General features: G+C 34.1%; 8 protein-coding genes. 6 read left to right on the plus strand and 2 right to left on the minus strand.

Features of this window, described 5'->3' with window-relative positions; translation table 11 throughout:
* Positions 1-198: 198 nt before the first annotated feature.
* On the plus strand, positions 199-1,680 hold the full coding sequence (locus tag EHE19_RS14365; RefSeq protein ID WP_137696804.1) for a methyl-accepting chemotaxis protein: 1,482 nt from the start codon (positions 199-201) through the stop codon (positions 1,678-1,680).
* Between the two features lie 135 nt (positions 1,681-1,815).
* Here the strand turns inward: EHE19_RS14365 and pelA are convergent, their stop codons facing one another.
* Together pelA and EHE19_RS14375 are read right to left on the minus strand one after the other, a co-directional pair.
* Positions 1,816-4,851 (minus strand): pectate lyase, encoded by a 3,036-nt coding sequence (pelA, locus tag EHE19_RS14370; RefSeq protein ID WP_137696805.1) that lies wholly within the window; start codon positions 4,849-4,851, stop codon positions 1,816-1,818.
* A gap of 413 nt (positions 4,852-5,264) precedes the next feature.
* Positions 5,265-5,975, minus strand: coding sequence for a lysoplasmalogenase family protein (locus EHE19_RS14375; protein ID WP_137696806.1), 711 nt, complete (start codon positions 5,973-5,975; stop codon positions 5,265-5,267).
* Positions 5,976-6,794: 819 nt separating this feature from the next.
* Here EHE19_RS14375 and EHE19_RS14380 point away from each other — a divergent pair.
* The 5 genes from EHE19_RS14380 to EHE19_RS14400 all read left to right on the plus strand — a co-directional run bounded on the left by EHE19_RS14380 (position 6,795) and on the right by EHE19_RS14400 (position 17,805).
* Positions 6,795-8,441 carry a cellulase family glycosylhydrolase gene (locus tag EHE19_RS14380; protein ID WP_137696807.1) on the plus strand — a complete coding sequence of 549 codons (1,647 nt, stop codon included), beginning with the start codon at positions 6,795-6,797 and terminating at the stop codon, positions 8,439-8,441.
* Positions 8,442-8,881: 440 nt separating this feature from the next.
* The gene (locus EHE19_RS14385; protein WP_137696808.1) at positions 8,882-10,612 is read left to right on the plus strand and encodes a glycosyl hydrolase; all 1,731 of its coding nucleotides are present in this window, start codon (positions 8,882-8,884) and stop codon (positions 10,610-10,612) included.
* A gap of 147 nt (positions 10,613-10,759) precedes the next feature.
* Entirely contained in the window at positions 10,760-12,538 is a 1,779-nt protein-coding gene (locus EHE19_RS14390; protein WP_483314007.1) for a glycoside hydrolase family 9 protein, read from the plus strand.
* Between the two features lie 281 nt (positions 12,539-12,819).
* A complete protein-coding gene (locus EHE19_RS14395; protein WP_137696810.1) occupies positions 12,820-15,186 on the plus strand; it encodes a glycoside hydrolase family 9 protein in 2,367 nt (788 codons plus the stop codon).
* Between the two features lie 645 nt (positions 15,187-15,831).
* Positions 15,832-17,805 (plus strand): alpha-amylase family glycosyl hydrolase, encoded by a 1,974-nt coding sequence (locus EHE19_RS14400; protein WP_137696811.1) that lies wholly within the window; start codon positions 15,832-15,834, stop codon positions 17,803-17,805.
* Positions 17,806-18,286 lie beyond the last annotated feature (481 nt).

The following is an 18,286-nucleotide window of genomic DNA, read 5'->3' on the forward strand; positions in this document are numbered from 1 at the left end:
GAAGTTGGAGCATATTCAGATAAACTAATTACATATGCAAATTTATTCTTCTTTTACCATTTATTACATGACTTTTTTCGTACATTTTTTACAATATACAACTATTTTACTGTTAAGTAATAATAAAAACTTTACGATACTAATTGTATGAATTACAATACACTCATAGTTGATCTATCTAGTAGGAGGTTATATCTAATGCAAAATAATACTTATAATATAAAAAGGGTTCATAAGGTAAGTTTACTCATAACTTTTTCTGTATGTTTTCTTCTAGGCACTCAATCCTTTGTAATTGGTGGTTTAAGTCGTTTCATGGAGTTTATTATTCCAGCATCTGTTATCTTTCTTAGTGCTTTGGCAAACTACTTTATTCCTTCAAAAGACAATGTAAAAGGATATTTGTTTTGTCTGATACCCTTAATGGTATCCATTGTACTTTTTTATTTTAATGAATTTTCACAGCTAAAGCATTATATGGTATTTTCCACCGTTGCCTTATGTTCTTTATACTTTAAAAAAGAGTTTATCGTCGTCCATGGAATTATACTAAATATCTTATTGATTTCAGTATATATTCTAAGACCTAATAATTTAATGGGCAGTGACACTAGCTTAACTTCTTTTGTACCTATCGTTGTATTACTAAACATAATTCTCGCTATATTGTATTTCTTAACTAAATGGGGCAGTGAGTTAATTTATGAATCAAATCAAAGAGAACTTAATGCTAAAGAGTTATTGGATAAATTGCAAGAAACCTTTAGCAATGTTGAGAGTAGTGCAAGTATTCTTGAAAACAGCATAACAAAACTCAATGGCAATATTATTACTATTGAAGAAGAAAGCAAAAATGTAACTAAATCTATGCATGAAATGGCTAAATCAATTCAAGAGGAAGCTTCTAGCGCATATAATATTAATGAATCAATGGTTAATTCTCTTGAAATAGTTAATGAAACCTTAGATATATCTAAAGGTGTAATTGATAAAACAGATGAAATGAATAAAGCCTTTAGCGAAGGCTGGAGCAAAATAGAGCAGATGGACAATCAGATGAATATCATAGGCTCCTCCATAACTACAGCAAACGTTACTGTATCTGAATTACAAACAAGTATGAAAACAGTTAACAGCTTACTTGAAGAGATAACTCAAATTGCAGAGCAAACAAACCTTCTTGCACTTAATGCAGCTATAGAATCTGCCCGTGCAGGAGAACACGGTAAAGGTTTTGCAGTAGTTGCCGATGAAGTAAGAAAGCTTGCAGAACAAAGTTCAAAAATTGTAAGCAACATTTCTAACGTAACTACAGCGCTATTTAATAAATCTCAGGAAGCTGCTGAAAAAGTTAATAATGGTGAAACTGCAACAAATAAAGGACAAGAACTTGTTAAAAATATATCCTCTTATTTTATGTACTTAAAAAAATCTTTTGAAGACACAATTACTGATATTTCTAAGGGAATGAACAAAATTGAAAGTGTTACAGATATATTCAAGGACACTCAAAATCAAATACAAAATATGGCAAGTATTGCAGAGGAAAATGCAGCATCAACTGAAGAAGTATTAGCAACTACTGAAAACGAACATAAAGAATTACAAGAAATCTCTAGCTCTGTAAATGTTATACATGATTTAAGTCAACAGCTTATAACTATGGTAAATAAGAACTAAATAAAAATAAAACTCAAACGTCCAAAGCTTGGTGAAATAAGCTTTGGACGTTTTTCATTCATAGTGCTCTATCAGAGAATACTCTTTATACCAGCAAAATTTAGTGTTCTACCTTTCCGTCATAATTATTTTAATTCAATGTATTCCCTCTAATAACGCCTTCTTGAGCAACGCTAAATCAATTGCATCTACAGTACCGCTATTATCAATATCAGCGGCCTTGTATGAATCACCTGTCAAAAGTTCAATTCCAAGAAGATGCTTCTTTATATAAGCGAAATCCAGTGCATCTATTTGTCCATCTGGAACTACATCACCAGGTATAATCATTGGTGGATAATCTGGTTTAACTATAACGACATAATTCACCACACTGCTTGATGCCCCATTTGTTCCAAGTTCAACAATTGTTCCGCCAGGAAAGCTCTTCATATATATTTGGAAAGTAACTGCTCCATCATTATCAAAGGTTTCACCTATATTAGTCCAACCACTAAGCCAGCTTGGAATAGATGTTATTCTTGTATCCAACCCAACATAACAGGTTATAGGTATGTTTGGAACAAAGGTCGCCTCTGTTGATGTAAACATTTTAGAATCACAGGCTGTTCTTATCCACTCCGACCCTATTAGGAAATCTGGCATGCTAATGAATTTTACTGTCCTATCTCCAAAAACCAAATCCCCAACCTGTAAATTTGATTGAATTGACCAGTCGGCTGCATTTGTTGAATCGTTTACTAATAAGGACTTAATATATTCTCCTTCCGATATAGGCTGCGGTTGAACGATGACTACATAATTTACAACACTACTTGATGCCCCATTTGTTCCAAGTTCAACTGTTGCGCCACGAGGGAAGCTCTTCTTATATATTCTAAATGTAACTGCTCCATCATTATCAAAGGTTTCACCTGTATTGGTCCAACTGCTAAACCAGCTTGGAATAGATGTTATTCTTGTATCCAATCCAATATAACAAATTATATCTGTGCTTGGAGTAAAGGTTGCCTCTGTTGTTGTAAACATTTTTGAATCACAAGCTGTTCTAATCCATTCTGACCCTAATAGGTAATCTGGCATGCTAATGAATTTTACTGTCCTATCTCCATAAACCAAATCCCCAACCCGTAAATTTGATTGTACTGACCAGTCAGCTGCGTTTGGTGAATCGTTTACTACTAAGGACTTAATATATTTTCCTTCCAATATAGGCTGCTCTATTTCTTCAGTTATGTTTGGATCCCAGCCATCTGTACCTGCAAGGAACTTTTCCATTGTATATTCAGACGCTCTTGATGAAGGTAATTGCTTTCTATTTGGATTTGAGCCAGCCCCAGTATTGAGGTATTCCCACATTTCATAATTTTCAGGATTATTACCTGACATACTAGTCCAACCAGCTGAAGAAATATGGTTACCTAGTTCACATTCTCTAAATAATACTTTTGGAGTAATACTGTTAGGATCTGAGCTTGGTATCCACGGTCTTCCCAAAGAAATGTTCTTCGGCGTAGCACTACTGCTTGTCAATTTGCATTTATAAAATAGATAACCCTTTTGATCAGCTTTTGTACTTGGAGCTGTGACACATCCTCCACTCCTATTTAGAGAATAAACTTCACAATTATAAAATACTGCAGTTGCTGCTCCAAATATAAAATCTACATCTCCCTCAATATAACAATTGTAGTAATATTGTCTGCCGCTATTTGCATACAAGGTGTCTTGATTACCCTTGAAAGAACAATTTTTAAATATCATTTTATCGGCTTTAGCAAGCATTGCTACTGCTTGACTGCTGCCATTTCTCGCTTCATCATAGGAATTTTCAAAAGTTATATTTTCTGCCTGGAATCCACTACCTGCTACTGTAATACTTGCACTTCCAGTTGTTCCTAATGTACCACCTGAAGAATTTGGAGTACTTGCAGCATCATTGTAGGTTAATATTGTCCCCTCTTTACTTTGACCAATTAATGTAATATTTATTTTTGAGGAGCCTATGTTCATTTTCTCTTTGTAGGTACCATTCTTTATGTATATTGTTGTTCTTTTTGCACTATTATTAGGTACGCTATTTATAGCCGCCTGAACAGTAGTATAATTTCCAGTTCCATCCTTTGCAACTACTATATCATAAATATTAGCTTCTTTAACTAGCTTAGAAGGCCAAGTCCCATACCATGCATAGCCAGCTCTTCTTTCCTGACTGATTTCTGACATTTGATAATGTATAGAACCATCTCTGTCGACAAATATTGGTCTGTTTGTATTGATTTCATAAAAACGTGCCCAGATTGGTCCTGCAGTTGGATCGTTCACAATGTATCTGTCATTACTTGTAGTAACCACTTTAATTCCGTAAATCTGAACTTTTGCCATCCATGCAATAGCGGAGTTAATGGCGTTTGTTATCTCAGCACTTGGATTTTTTATTGTTTTTAAGTAATTTACAATTCCAACACTTTCACTTGCAGAAATGGAAGGTACTTCATATGCCCTGCCAGTTGTTGGCTTCAAGGAGTATTCATCATGCTGCTGACACCATGCTGTTTTGACTCCATTAACAGTTATTTGTGTATTTAATATGCATTGTATACCTTTTTGAATTGCAGTACTTGCACGTGAAGCTCTATTTGAATCAATAAAAGTAAAATCCCCTGTTTTGTTTGCCACATCTGTTAGTAAATTCATGACATGTATCATAGCATTATCATTATAGGTAATATGTGCATGATAAGTTCCTGGATCATTGAAAACCTGCGGCCAACCACCATTTGAATATTGACCGTTTAAAAGAAGATCAATACCCCTTTGACATGAATTAAGATATTTTGAATTGTTGGTTTGTTTGTATGTCTTAGCTAAAACAATAATTTGAGATGTGGTTGTGTCATTATCTATTGTAGACTTTCCCCATGAACCACTAGTGCTTTCAGTCATGTCTTTTCTCCAGCCGCCATCTGAAAGCTGATACTGAACTATACTGTCTGCTAACTTAATTCCATCGCTACTACCAAACCAAGTATCAGGATTTTTTAAGACACTGCCCCAATCGGGAGTAGAAGCAAATACTCCTTTAGGAGCTAGTACTACTGAAGAAAAAATAAATACAAGCATTATAGCTCCTAATAGATTTAAAGCTGATTTTCTACCATCTCTTAACATGGTTATTACCTCCTTGTTTTTTATACTTTTATTCTGTAATGGAGTAATTAATTCAACGCGTTGTGCTAATTATTTATAAAATATACAGGGTAAATTTATATTTTAAGCTATATGTGTTTATCTGCAATCTCAATTCAAAACAAATTAGACAACGAGTTTTTTCAGTTAAATAGTGCATTGATTTTCTAATTCTTAATAAATCAGTTTATATATAATGCGTAAAATTCACCATATTTTAGTGGTATTCTCTCTATAAAACTGTACAACTTGCCTAAACTATATTGCTTTTTGTCTAAACTTTGGCAATAAGTATTTGTTGAGAATTCTTATTATGAGTATTTTGATATTGGAAACATCTGATTCTTTTATGTTTTCTATTAATTGAATAAGTTTTTTAACCAAAAAGATAAACATTACGTAAAAGAATAACGGCCCTCTTTATTATCCTTTATTGGATACGCAAAGCTCAATGCCAATAGCCCCTGTCCCAAGTAATATAATGTAAGATTAACAGCTCGTAATTCATATGCTGCAGATGATACATTTGGATAAAATAACGAGAACAAGAGTACAAAATCAGAGGCAAAAAACAGCATACTTCCAGAAACCATTAAGAGTATAGTTTTTTTACTAATAGAATAAAATTTTAACATGGATAGTGATTTACCTACCATAAAACTAATAATTACAGCATAAAAAATAATCATATTTTTCATGCCATTAAATTCAAAGTCTCCCCATTGAATAGTAAGAAATGTTGGAATAAAAAAACATAAAAACATGCAGATATCTTTTAATGAAATTTTACTCATACTGCTGTATCCAAGGCTGTACATAATATGTCCTATGCCAAAGCTGGCTACACCAATTGCAAAAAAATCTTTTGAAATTGAGTCTAGCGCTAAAAAAACATCACCACCAAAAGAAAATACAAGACCTGATAACATCAATGCAAAGAACTTTGTATTGGATGGATTTTTCTTATAGCTGAAAATTGCTGTTGCAATAAACAAGGAGCTTGATAGACACTTGAAAATAAAAGTTACAACTGCTAGTTTAAGCCATCCAACTATAATGAGATTTCCTGCTGATATTAACATAAGAATAAATAGTATAATATTCATTTTGATACTGTTCCCCACTTCATTAATAAATTTATAGTTATAAATCCTTTTCTTCTAAATTATGGTATATTATACTATACAAGATTTACTATAACAACACTTAACAGTAAACTGCATAAATGGTACTCCCATGCAATATGTATTTATGACTCGCTGCCTAAATTGATGCGGAAATTGTTGCGGTGGAGAAACAAGCACTTACACCGATCGTATGACCAAGACATCTTGTCTCGAGTCAATAACTCACGGCTACATCCTGTATCTGTGTCGGCTGCAATACTTACTCATCACCTACTATTAATCATCAATTTCTAACCTAGCTTCGCCATTTAGATATATTTTGCACACGCATAACATCTATTGCAATAGCTGATATTATTAAGTTTTAAGCAGTATATTCAACTGCGAAGTTTGATTAATTTACACATAACCTATACCTTTATAGTTATAAAACTACACTACAACAACAAAAATGTATAAAACTGTCCTAAATACGTTAATTTTTGATGTTTATTGACCATAAATCCTGTTAATTTATTGTATTTATGCAAATTATGTTATATCATATAATTATACAAATTATGAAAAACAAGTACCTCTTAATTTATCACTTAACTTTTTTAACTTGTTTTTAGCAAAAAATATTATGGAGGTGACTGATTCAAAATATTGACTTATGCGTATATGTAACACCACTATTTATGTATTTCTCAAATAAAAATGTCATTTATTTTCTCAACCACTCATTCTAATACTTAATCTAAATAAAATTTCATAATGATGTCATTTTTATATTTATTATTTATGGAGGCGACAAGAATGAAAAAGAAAACGAAAAAGTTTATCAGCTTATCTCTTGCTGCTTTAACAGCTTTCTCATTGTTACTGGCACCAGCCAAACCAGTATATGTTGAAGCAGCTGTTGAAGCTGAAGCTAATGATGACTGGCTTCATGTAGAAGGCACCAATATTGTTGATAAGTATGGAAATAAAGTTTGGCTGACAGGTGCCAACTGGTTTGGTTTCAACTGCCGTGAAAGAATGCTTCTAGATTCATATCACAGTAACATAGTTGCAGACATTCAGATGGTAGCCGATAAGGGTATTAACGTAGTTAGAATGCCAATTGCAACAGACTTATTATATGCTTGGAGTAAGGGTGAATATCCCCCATCAACAGATACAAGCTATAATAATGCTGATTTAGCTGGATTAAACAGCTTTGAACTATTTAATTTTATGTTAGAAAACTTTAAAAAGGTAGGAATTAAAGTTATATTAGATGTACATAGCGCAGAAACCGATAACCAAGGTCACAATTACCCACTTTGGTTTAAAGGAGCTATAACAGAAAAAGTTTTCAAAGATGCTTGGGTATGGGTAGCTAATCATTACAAAAATGATGATACAATTATAGGTTTTGACCTTAAAAATGAACCTCATACAAATTCCGGTGATTTAAAAATAATGTCTGAAAGTGCTATTTGGGATAACTCTAACAGACCAACTAACTGGAAAAGAGTTGCTCAAGAAACTGCATTGGCAATATTAGAAGTACACCCAAATGCATTAATATTTGTTGAAGGTGTAGAAATATATCCTAAAGACGGAATATGGGATGATGAAACAACTAACACAAGTCCATGGACAGGAAATGATGACTATTACGGCAACTGGTGGGGCGGTAACTTAAGAGGTGTGAAAGATTATCCTATTGATTTAGGAAAGCATCAAAAACAGTTGGTTTACTCACCACATGATTATGGTCCATTGGTATTTGAGCAATCATGGTTCAAAGGCGAATTCGTTACCGCAGATGATGCTAAAGCTAAAAAAATATTATATGAACAGTGTTGGAGAGACAATTGGGCTTATATTATGGAAGATGGTATTTCCCCATTACTACTTGGTGAATGGGGTGGCTTAACAGAAGGAAATGATAAGCTACTTGACCTAAACCTTAAATATCTTAGATCTATGAGAGACTATATTTTAGAAAACAAATATAAGCTGCATCACACTTTATGGTGCATCAATATTGATTCAGCCGATACTGGCGGATTATTCACTCGTGGTGAAGGAACACCTTTTGAAGGCGGAAGAGACCTAAAGTGGAATGACAATAAGTATGATAATTATTTGTTGCCTGTACTTTGGAAAAATGCTGATGGAAAATTCCAAGGTCTCGACCATAAAATTCCTTTAGGCAGAAATGGTGTGCCATTAGGTACAACTCCTATTGATGATGAAGATGATGATGAAGATACTGTTAAATATGGAGACGTAAACAACGATGGAGATATCAACGCTTTAGATATAGCAGCTTTAAAAATGTATTTATTAGGCGTTAACCAGAGTATTGATTTAAAGGCTGCAGATGTAAATGTTGATAATTCAGTCGATGCAATTGATTTTGCACTCTTAAAGAAATATCTCTTAGGCGCAGCTACACTACCTGTAAAATAGAAATATTAATTTAAAATGATGACATTCCATGTTTTATATTGGATTGTCCACTATAAACAATAAGGGCGTGCTATTATATAACTAATCAGGTTATTTTATAACACGCCCTTCTACATCATTGATACACTTGTATTCCCTCTATATCTTAAAGAAATGAAATTCTATAAACCAAATTAGCTTACTCAACAAACTGACAAAAGTCAATTCACTTCACAACATGGTTAAAAGTTTTTTATAAAATACCTTATGAAAATTAACATATAAAACAAAATGACTTTATTCATAAAATTAATTCAATTCTTAGCAACAAATGACAAATAAATCAATTGTAACATAAGACGAAATGTCATAAAATATAAATAGGTGTATCTATTTTATTACATTTTGCAAGTTAAAATAATAAAATGGATTTGCTAAATTTCCGAAAGGAGGGGGGATTCTTGTATAAGAAAACAATGAAAAAAGTTTTCTTAGTAATGGCATTAGTAACATTACTTCCACTAATGTCATCCATTAATGCATCAGCGAGCACCGCATCGGAAGGAGTTAAGTATGAATTTGAGTCTGGTATTCAAGATGGCGCTAAAATTTATACTGACTACCTCGGGGAAACCGATGATGGAAAGATAATCGACCTTACAGGTGCTTCCTGCAGCTTTATTGGGCAAAAAGGAACAAGCACTTCTGTTAATGTTCAGGTTGAGAAAGCAGGTCTTTATGAATTAATTGTCCGTTATGCTCAGCCATTTGATCCGGTTAAAAAAGTTCAGTATCTCAATGTAAACTCTGTAAATCAAGGTGAGGTAAGCTTTGCATACTCTCTGGGTTGGAGAGAATTCTCTGCTGGCATTATAAAACTTAGCGAAGGTGTAAATAATATTGAATTTGATGCCTATTGGGGATATACCTTCTTTGATTATTTGATTGTAAAGCCAGCCGATGAAAGTATTGCAAATCTTAAGGTTGATAAAACCTTAGTAAATCCAAATGCAACAAAAGAAGCAAAATCATTAATGAGTTATCTGGTAGATGTTTACGGAAAGCACATAATATCAGGTCAGCAAGAGCTTTGTGGTTCCCATAACTATGAAGGTTCTGAAGCTGAGTTTACTTACATAAAAGAGAAAACCGGTAAAATGCCAGCATTAAGAGGTTTTGACTTTATGAATTACAGAGGAAGCGTTGAAAGTTGGAATGATTACTGTGCTGAACGTGTTATTGAATGGTACAACGAGAAAAACGGCATACCAACTGTTTGCTGGCATTGGTTCTCACCTGGAGACATAGGTAAAAGTGCCGATAACAGTTTTTATACAGCAAGTACAACCTTTAGTATATCAAAAGCATTGACTCCTGGTACTGCAGAAAACACTGCACTTCTCAAAGATATTGAATTTATGGCAGGAAAATTCAAGCAGCTTCAAGATGCTGGAGTTCCTGTTCTATTCAGACCTCTACACGAAGCAGAAGGCGGTTGGTTCTGGTGGGGTGCTGAAGGCCCTGAGCCTTGCGTAAAACTTTACAGACTTCTCTATGAAAAGTTCACAAATGAATACAAGCTTAATAATATTATTTGGGTATGGACTTCCTATACTTACGATACATCATCAAAATGGTATCCTGGTAATGATGTTGTTGATATCGTTGGATATGATAAGTATAATGCTATGGATGGTAAGCCAAACGGAAGTGCAATTGCTTCTACCTTCTATAGTCTAGTGAAGCTTACAGATGGTAAAAAACTTGTTGCAATGAGTGAAAACGATACTATTCCCCAAGTATCAAACCTAGAAAATGAATTAGCAAGATGGTTATATTTCTGTCCATGGTACGGCTGGCATTTAACAGGTGAGCAAAATAATCCTGTTGAATGGCTTAGAGAAATGTACAATAGTGACTATTGTATAACCTTAGATGAACTTCCAAATCTTAAAACCTATCCGTACACTGATTCAACAATATTATATGGCGACTTAAATGGAGATAAAAGTATTGATTCTATTGATTTTGCATTAATGAAAAGCTATCTGCTTGGAAGTATAAAAGAATTTTCTGTTTCAAGCAAGGCTGCAGACTTAAATGCTGATGATTCAATAGATGCACTGGATTTCTCTTATCTTAAGCGATATTTACTTGGTGATATAACTGCATTCCCTGCAAGTATAAAATAAAATCATCACCAATAAATGTTTATTATTTTAATTGTTATTTAGAAGTGCCCAATCATAAATTTAAAACATATCTATAAATTATTAATTATAGAAAAGGAGACAAAAATGAAAAAAGAAAAAATTCTTGCAAAAATAGCTAAAACTTCAATGGTTAGTGCTATAACATTAAGTATGTTAATAAGTCCAATGAGCGCTATTAACGTTGATGCTGCGGTTTTAGAATACAACTATGCAAAGGCGTTGCAGCTTTCACAATTCTTCTATGATGCTAACATGTGTGGTACAGGTGTTGATGAAAATGGTCTTTACGAATGGAGAACTGATTGTCATACTTATGATGCAAAAGTAAAACTAAATAGTACTGATACAAATATGTCAGATAGCTTCATCAATTCCAACAGAAGTGTGCTTGATCCAGATGGAGATGGCACTGTAGATGTTTCCGGCGGCTTCCACGATGCAGGTGACCACGTAAAATTCGGTATGCCTGAAGCATATTCTGCCTCCACATTAGGATGGGGCTATTATGAATTCAAAGATCAATACAAAGCTACAGGTCAAGATACCCATGCAAAAACTATATTAAGATACTTCAATGACTATTTTATGAAATGTACTTTTTTAAATAGTTCAGGTAAAGCAATAGCTTTCTGTTATCAGGTTGGTGACGGAGACATTGACCATGCTTACTGGCAGGCTCCTGAAAAAGATACAATGTTCAGAAGAGCATGGTTTGCTACTGATGCACTCCCTTCTACTGACTGTGTGTCAGCAACAGCAGCTTCACTGGCAGTTAACTATTTAAATTTCAAAGATGAAGACCCTACATATGCAGAAAAAAGTTTAAAATATGCAAAAGCACTATTTGAATTTGCAGAAAGATGTTCAAATAAATCAGTTAATAACGATGGACCTAAAGGCTATTATGGTTCATCAAAATGGCAGGATGACTACTGCTGGGCAGCAGCATGGCTTTATTTAGCTACAAAGGATGACCATTATTTAACAGAAGCTTTTAAATATTTTGATTACTATGCTGCACCTTGCTGGACTCATTGCTGGAACGATGTTTGGGCAGGTACTGCATGTATCTTAGCTGAAATAGATGATTTATATGATAAAAACAGCCAAGTATTTGAAGATAGATATAAAAAAGCAACTGGAAAGAATCAATATGAAACAATAGACTTCTGGAGTCAGGTTGCAAAATTAGTTGATAATTGGATGAATGGTTCATTAGGAAAAATTACACCAGGCGGATATGCATTCCTTGACAAATGGGGTTCTGCTAGATATAACACAGCTACTCAATTTGTAGCTACTGTTTATGACAAGCACCACGGAGACAAACCTTCAAAGTATAGTGAGTGGGCAAAGAAACAAACGAACTATCTTTTAGGTAATAACCCATTAAACAGAAACTATATTGTTGGCTATAACTCTGTATCTGCTAAATACCCACATCACAGAGCATCTTCAGGTTTCTCAAGATGTGAAGAAACTGGTCCGCAAAAATATGTTCTTTATGGTGCATTAGTTGGAGGTCCTGACGGAAATGACCAACACATTGATAGCACTGCAGACTATATCTATAACGAAGTAACAATCGACTACAATGCTGCATTTGTTGGTGCTTGTGCAGGTCTATACAGATTTTTCGGAGATTCTTCAATGAAAACTGTTACTGACCTTCCAGTAAAAGCTAAATACTATGATAATACTCCAGTAGTTACTCCAGAAATACTCATAGGTGATTTGAATATGGATAAAAGCATAGATGCTTTGGATTTAGCAGCTATGAAAATGCATCTATTAGGTTCTAAGCTCCTATCAGGTGACGCTTTAAAAGCAGCTGATATGAATTCAGATGGTTTTGTAGACGCAATAGATTTTGCAAAGCTGAAGATGTATATGTTGTCATTATAATTAGGCAATGCCTCATTGAAATACCGCCGATGTAATAAATATTTTTGCAATAGAAAAATTCTAGTTGTTAAAATAAGGCAATAAAATGTACTCTACTTCTATGATTGGTTGGTACAATTTTGGATTTCAAAGAGGTGAGAATATTTCTCGCCTCTTTGAAACGCCGTTTATGTAATGAAGCTAGAATTCCAATAAATCTAACAAGAACTTATTAGTACTCGGCTATATTTTAAATGAAATATAGAAATGAAATAAAGAAAATTAAGAAAGGAAGGAAATTTATGAAAATGAGAAAGATCTTATCCAAACTTACAAGCACTTCTATTATAAGTGCTATTGTCTTAGGTTTGCTAATTAGCCCAGCTGGGACAATAGATGTAAGTGCTGCTGATTTGGAATTTAACTATGCAAAAGCATTACAGTACTCACAATTCTTCTATGATGCTAATATGTGTGGTACTGGTGTTGATGAAAATAATCTATATGTATGGAGAAAAGACTGTCATACATACGACGCGAAGCTCAAGTTAGATCCTACAAATACAAATATGTCAGCAAGCTTTATCGCTGCAAACAAAGATGTTCTTGACCCTGACGGAGATGGTACTGTAGACGTTTCAGGCGGTTTTCACGATGCTGGTGACCATGTAAAATTTGGTATGCCAGAAGCATATTCTGGTTCCACATTAGGATGGGGCTTTTATGAATTCAGAGAACAGTATGAAGCTACAGAGCAGGATGCACATGCTAAAACAATATTAAGATATTTCAATGATTATTTTATGAGATGTACTTTCTTAGACAAATCAGGTAAAGTTGTAGCCTTCTGCTATCAGGTAGGTGACGGTGACGTTGACCACGCTTATTGGCAGGCTCCTGAAATTGATAAAATGTTCAGAAGAGGCTGGTTTGCAACTTCGGAATTACCTTCAACTGACGTTGTTACTGCAGCAGCAGCTTCTCTTGCTGTAAACTACATGAATTTTAAGGATGAAGACCCTGAGTATGCAGCACAAAACCTTAAATATGCAAAAGCTTTATTTGATTTTGCAGAGAGCAGCCCTGTTAAGGAATGTAATGCAGATGGACCAAAAGGTTATTATGGTTCATTAAAATGGCAGGATGATTATTGCTGGGCAGCTGTATGGCTATATTTAGCTACACAAGATGATCATTATCTTGACGAAACTTTTAAATATTATGATTATTATGCACCTTCTTGCTGGACACACTGCTGGAATGATGTTTGGGCTGGTACAGCATGTATTTTAGCTGAAATAAACGATTTATATGACAAAGACAGTCAGACATTTGAAGACAGATATAGAAAAGCTTCTAATAAGAGTCCATATGAAACTATAGATTTCTGGGCTGAAATAGCAAAAACTGTTGATAATTGGATGACAGGCAGAACTCCTCAAATAACACCAGCTGGGTACTCCTTCCTCAATCAATGGGGTTCAGCTAGATATAACACTGCTACTCAGCTAATAGCTTTAGTATATGACAAGCACCATGGCGATAAACCTTCTAAATATAGTGAATGGGCAAAATCTCAAATGAATTATCTGATGGGTGATAACCCAATGAATCGTTGTTATATAGTAGGATATAGTGATATTTCAGCTAAGTATCCTCATCACAGAGCAGCTTCCGGCTTATCAAGATGTGAAGATCCTGATCCACACAAGTATGTACTTTACGGTGCATTAGTTGGTGGTCCTGGTCCAAATGACGAACATATAGATGTTACATCAGATTATATCTACAACGAGGTAACTATTGACTATAATGCTGCATTTGTTGGTGCTTGTGCAGGTCTTTACCGTTACTTTGCAGACCCATCAATGCAAATCACTCCTGATTTCCCTCCACTACCTGGAAATGGAGATCCTGAACACCCATTAGTTCCTGAATATTGGGTAGAAGGTTTCTGTAAGGATATTGTACAGGATGATGGTCCAAAAGCCACTGAAATAACTATATATGTAAAATCTAAAAATGTAAGCGAAGCTTCAGAAAAAATTTCTGTAAGATATTTCTTTGATGCTACAGGAATGACATCTCTTCATCCTAACCAAATGGAATTGAGAGAACTATATGACCAAGCATATGTAGAAGGCGGCGAAGGTGTTGATGGCGTTCTTACAGGTCCATTTAAATATGAAAGTTCAAAATTAGGCGAAAACAATATCTACTATATCGAAGTAACATGGGATGGATACCCAATTGCTGGTTCCAATAAAAAATATCAGCTTGCACTTGGTACCTATGCTTGGCAGAACTACTGGAATCCTGATGATGACTGGAGCCATCAGGATCTGAATACTACTGATGATAACTGGAAAGGTGTACCTGCAAGAACAGATTACATCTGTGTTTATGATAATGGTGTTCTTGTTGGAGGTATCGAACCAGACGGAAGTAGGCCTGAAACTAGTATCCCTCCTACTGATCCAGAAATCTTAAAGGGTGACTTAAATGGTGATAAAGAAGTAAATGCTTTAGATTATGCAGCACTAAAAATGCACCTTTTAGGTACAAAGCTACTAACTGGAGATTTATTAAAGGCAGCAGACATGAATGATGATGGTTCTGTTGATGCAATAGATTTCGCGTTGTTAAAGAAGCAATTGTTAGGTGTATAAATTAGGCACACCTTAGCAAAGGCCAATAACCGGATTTACGGTTATTGGCCTTTATTATATAAATATCTGCTTTTGATATGTGTTCATAATGGCATTTCATCTATTAACTCATATGTCTTATTAATTCTTCTAAATATTTCTTCTTAATAATTCTTCATATTCAATAAAAACAAGTTCAAAGTATTATTTATAAATTTTGAATTTTAATAATATTTTAAACTACTTTTAACTTGTCCATAATTAAATATTTACAATTTTAAGGAATTATTTTCTAAATATAATGTTTCAATTTAATTGAATTTTAAGCCTTTCAAATTTTTGGAGATATCTATACTTTCATTTTTACAACTTTTAGTATATTATTAATAGTAAATAAACAACTTAAAAACTCATAATATCTATTATCTATACAAATAACATTAAATGTTATGAGTTTAGCTTTATCTTGTTATAGATAAAATTAAAATGTTTGATTAATTAATGTTAGCCAAAACATAATATTCTGCTTTATTGAATGTTACCAAAGAGGTATAAAAATAATTGTATTTTATCAAGTAGAGATAAATCTATGTGTTAATAAACAGCGCAAGTTGGCAGAACACCCAACTCTGCTATGTTAATAAAATAAGATAAGGATGAGTACAAATGACTAAAGAATACGGGATTTTGAAAATTGACCCCTTTCTAGGACCTTTTGCCAGTGACATTGAGCTGCGTATGGATCGTTACAAGAAAGTCAGATACAAGTTAGTTGAAGACAATAAATCACTTTCGTCTTTTGCTAATGGTCATCTTTATTATGGTTTTCACCCAACAGAAAATGGCTGGGTTTATAGGGAGTGGGCTCCAAATGCACAAGAGATATCATTAATAGGAGATTTCAATGATTGGAATGAAAAATCACACAAGATGAAAAAGCTTCCAAATGGTAATTGGGAATTGATTGTTAAAGGCAAAATTCCACACCAATCTAGAGTTCGTTTGAAATTAAAGGCCAACAATACTACATATGATCGCATACCACTTTATTGCAAACGAATTATTCAGCATCCCCAATCAAGAAATTTTGATGGAGTGATATGGTATCCTCCCGAAAAGTTTGAATGGCATGATGCAGGCTTTAGACCCCAGCAGCCCCTATACATCTATGAATGTCATATTGGTATGTCTGGAGAAAAAGAAGATGTATCTACTTTTTCTGAGTTTGTAGAAAATGTTTTACCTCGTATAAAAAAACTTGGCTATACTGCAATTCAGATTATGGCTATTATGGAACACCCATATTATGGTTCTTTTGGATATCAGGTATCAAACTTTTTCGCTGTTTCCTCCCGCTTTGGAACGCCTGAAGACTTCAAGGCTCTTGTAGATGCAGCACATAGCTTAGGTATAGCGGTAATTATGGATTTAGTTCATTCTCATACTGTAAGAAATACAGTTGAAGGATTATCCGAATTTGACGGAACTGATTATCAATTTTGCCATCATGGCAGTAAAGGTGATCACCCTGATTGGAATACTCGCCTATTTAACTATGGAAAACCAGAGGTTCAGCATTTTCTGCTGTCCAATATCAAATATTGGTTAGAAGAATATCATTTGGACGGTTTTCGTTTTGATGGTGTTACCTCTATGCTATACCATCATCACGGCAGAGGAACTGCTTTTGATAATTACGAAAAGTACTTTTCAATGAGTACCGATCTTGAAGCCATAACATACCTTCAGCTAGCTACAGAAGTTGCTAAAGAAGTAAATCCTAATTGTATACTTATTGCTGAGGACATGAGCGGAATGCCTGGTATGTGCTTGCCTATTGCAGTAGGCGGAATAGGCTTTGATTACAGATTGGGTATGGGGCTGCCTGATTATATCATTAAAATGATGAAGACTCCGGATGACTATTGGCATATGGGAACATTGTGGTATGAGTTAACAACACGCAGACCTCAAGAAAAAGTAATCGGTTATACAGAATCTCATGACCAGGCTCTCGTGGGAGATAAAACTATAATATTTTGGCTGGCTGATAAAGAAATGTATTTTCATATGGATAAAGCCTCAATTAACGAAGGTATTGACAGAGCTATCGCCTTACACAAAATGCTTCGCTTTATTACATGTACCATTGGTGGGGACGGCTATTTAAATTTTATGGGTAATGAATTCGGACATCCTGAATGGATTGATTTCCCACGTGAAGGCAATGGCTGGAGCTATAAATATGCAAGGCGTCAATGGAGTTTAGTAGATAACCCATTTTTGAAATATGAATATCTAAATAATTTTGACAAAGCAATGCTAAGTTTCATAGCAGACAATGAAATATACCTTGAGCCTGTTCGCTTGTTATATGTAAATGAATTCAGTAAAATAATAGCATTTACTAAAGGATATTTTACGTTTATATTTAATTTCCATCCTCAGAACAGCTATGTCCATGAATTAAAGGACACTTCTTTATTTAAAATTGTATTCCATAGCGCATGGAAGCAGTTTGGAGGCTTTGTGGAAGAATCTTTGAATGAAGGTCTGCTTATAGAAAATGGTGTTGTTGTAGACCGAAGAACAGCAGTTGTAATTGAATATTTAAAAAAGGACTTCCATCCTGAAATTTAGACTGAATTTTAGACCAAAATATTGTTTTTGCAAAGTTAAATTCCCCCTAAAATATGCTTTATGTGTATTTATAGGGGGATTCTTATATTATTATCTATTATTATTATCTATTTTAATTTAAGTTTACACGTTTTGTTTATTATTTTATAAATCTTGCATGTTAAATTATAATCCTAGTTTACTGGTACTCCCGCACTATCTTATGTAAATAGGCTACTTACAATATATTTGTTGAACTTGCAGTGGTTCATCATAGTTTATTATACCACCGCTTACCTTCAGCATCCTTGCTTTATTTCTACGCGGAGCTGTTGTAAATCGACATTTAAATAGTACTACCGTGCAATATATATCTATTGCTTTCTACTGAAATTGACGCTTAAATAACTGCAGTGCAGAACAAGTACTCCCGCACTATCTTATCTAAATGGGCTACTTACAAGATATTTGTTGATTTTTTATTTGCTCATTTCGTGTATAA

The organism is Ruminiclostridium herbifermentans (assembly GCF_005473905.2).
GTDB lineage: Bacteria > Bacillota > Clostridia > Acetivibrionales > DSM-1351 > Ruminiclostridium > Ruminiclostridium herbifermentans.

What these genes read in the sequence shown, in the direction of transcription:
- EHE19_RS14365 (WP_137696804.1), top strand. Translation starts at nt 199, where the DNA reads ATGCAAAATAATACTTATAATATAAAAAGGGTTCATAAGGTAAGTTTA.
- pelA (WP_137696805.1), bottom strand. Translation starts at nt 4,851, where the DNA reads ATGTTAAGAGATGGTAGAAAATCAGCTTTAAATCTATTAGGAGCTATA.
- EHE19_RS14375 (WP_137696806.1), bottom strand. Translation starts at nt 5,975, where the DNA reads ATGAATATTATACTATTTATTCTTATGTTAATATCAGCAGGAAATCTC.
- EHE19_RS14380 (WP_137696807.1), top strand. Translation starts at nt 6,795, where the DNA reads ATGAAAAAGAAAACGAAAAAGTTTATCAGCTTATCTCTTGCTGCTTTA.
- EHE19_RS14390 (WP_483314007.1), top strand. Translation starts at nt 10,760, where the DNA reads ATGGTTAGTGCTATAACATTAAGTATGTTAATAAGTCCAATGAGCGCT.
- EHE19_RS14395 (WP_137696810.1), top strand. Translation starts at nt 12,820, where the DNA reads ATGAAAATGAGAAAGATCTTATCCAAACTTACAAGCACTTCTATTATA.
- EHE19_RS14400 (WP_137696811.1), top strand. Translation starts at nt 15,832, where the DNA reads ATGACTAAAGAATACGGGATTTTGAAAATTGACCCCTTTCTAGGACCT.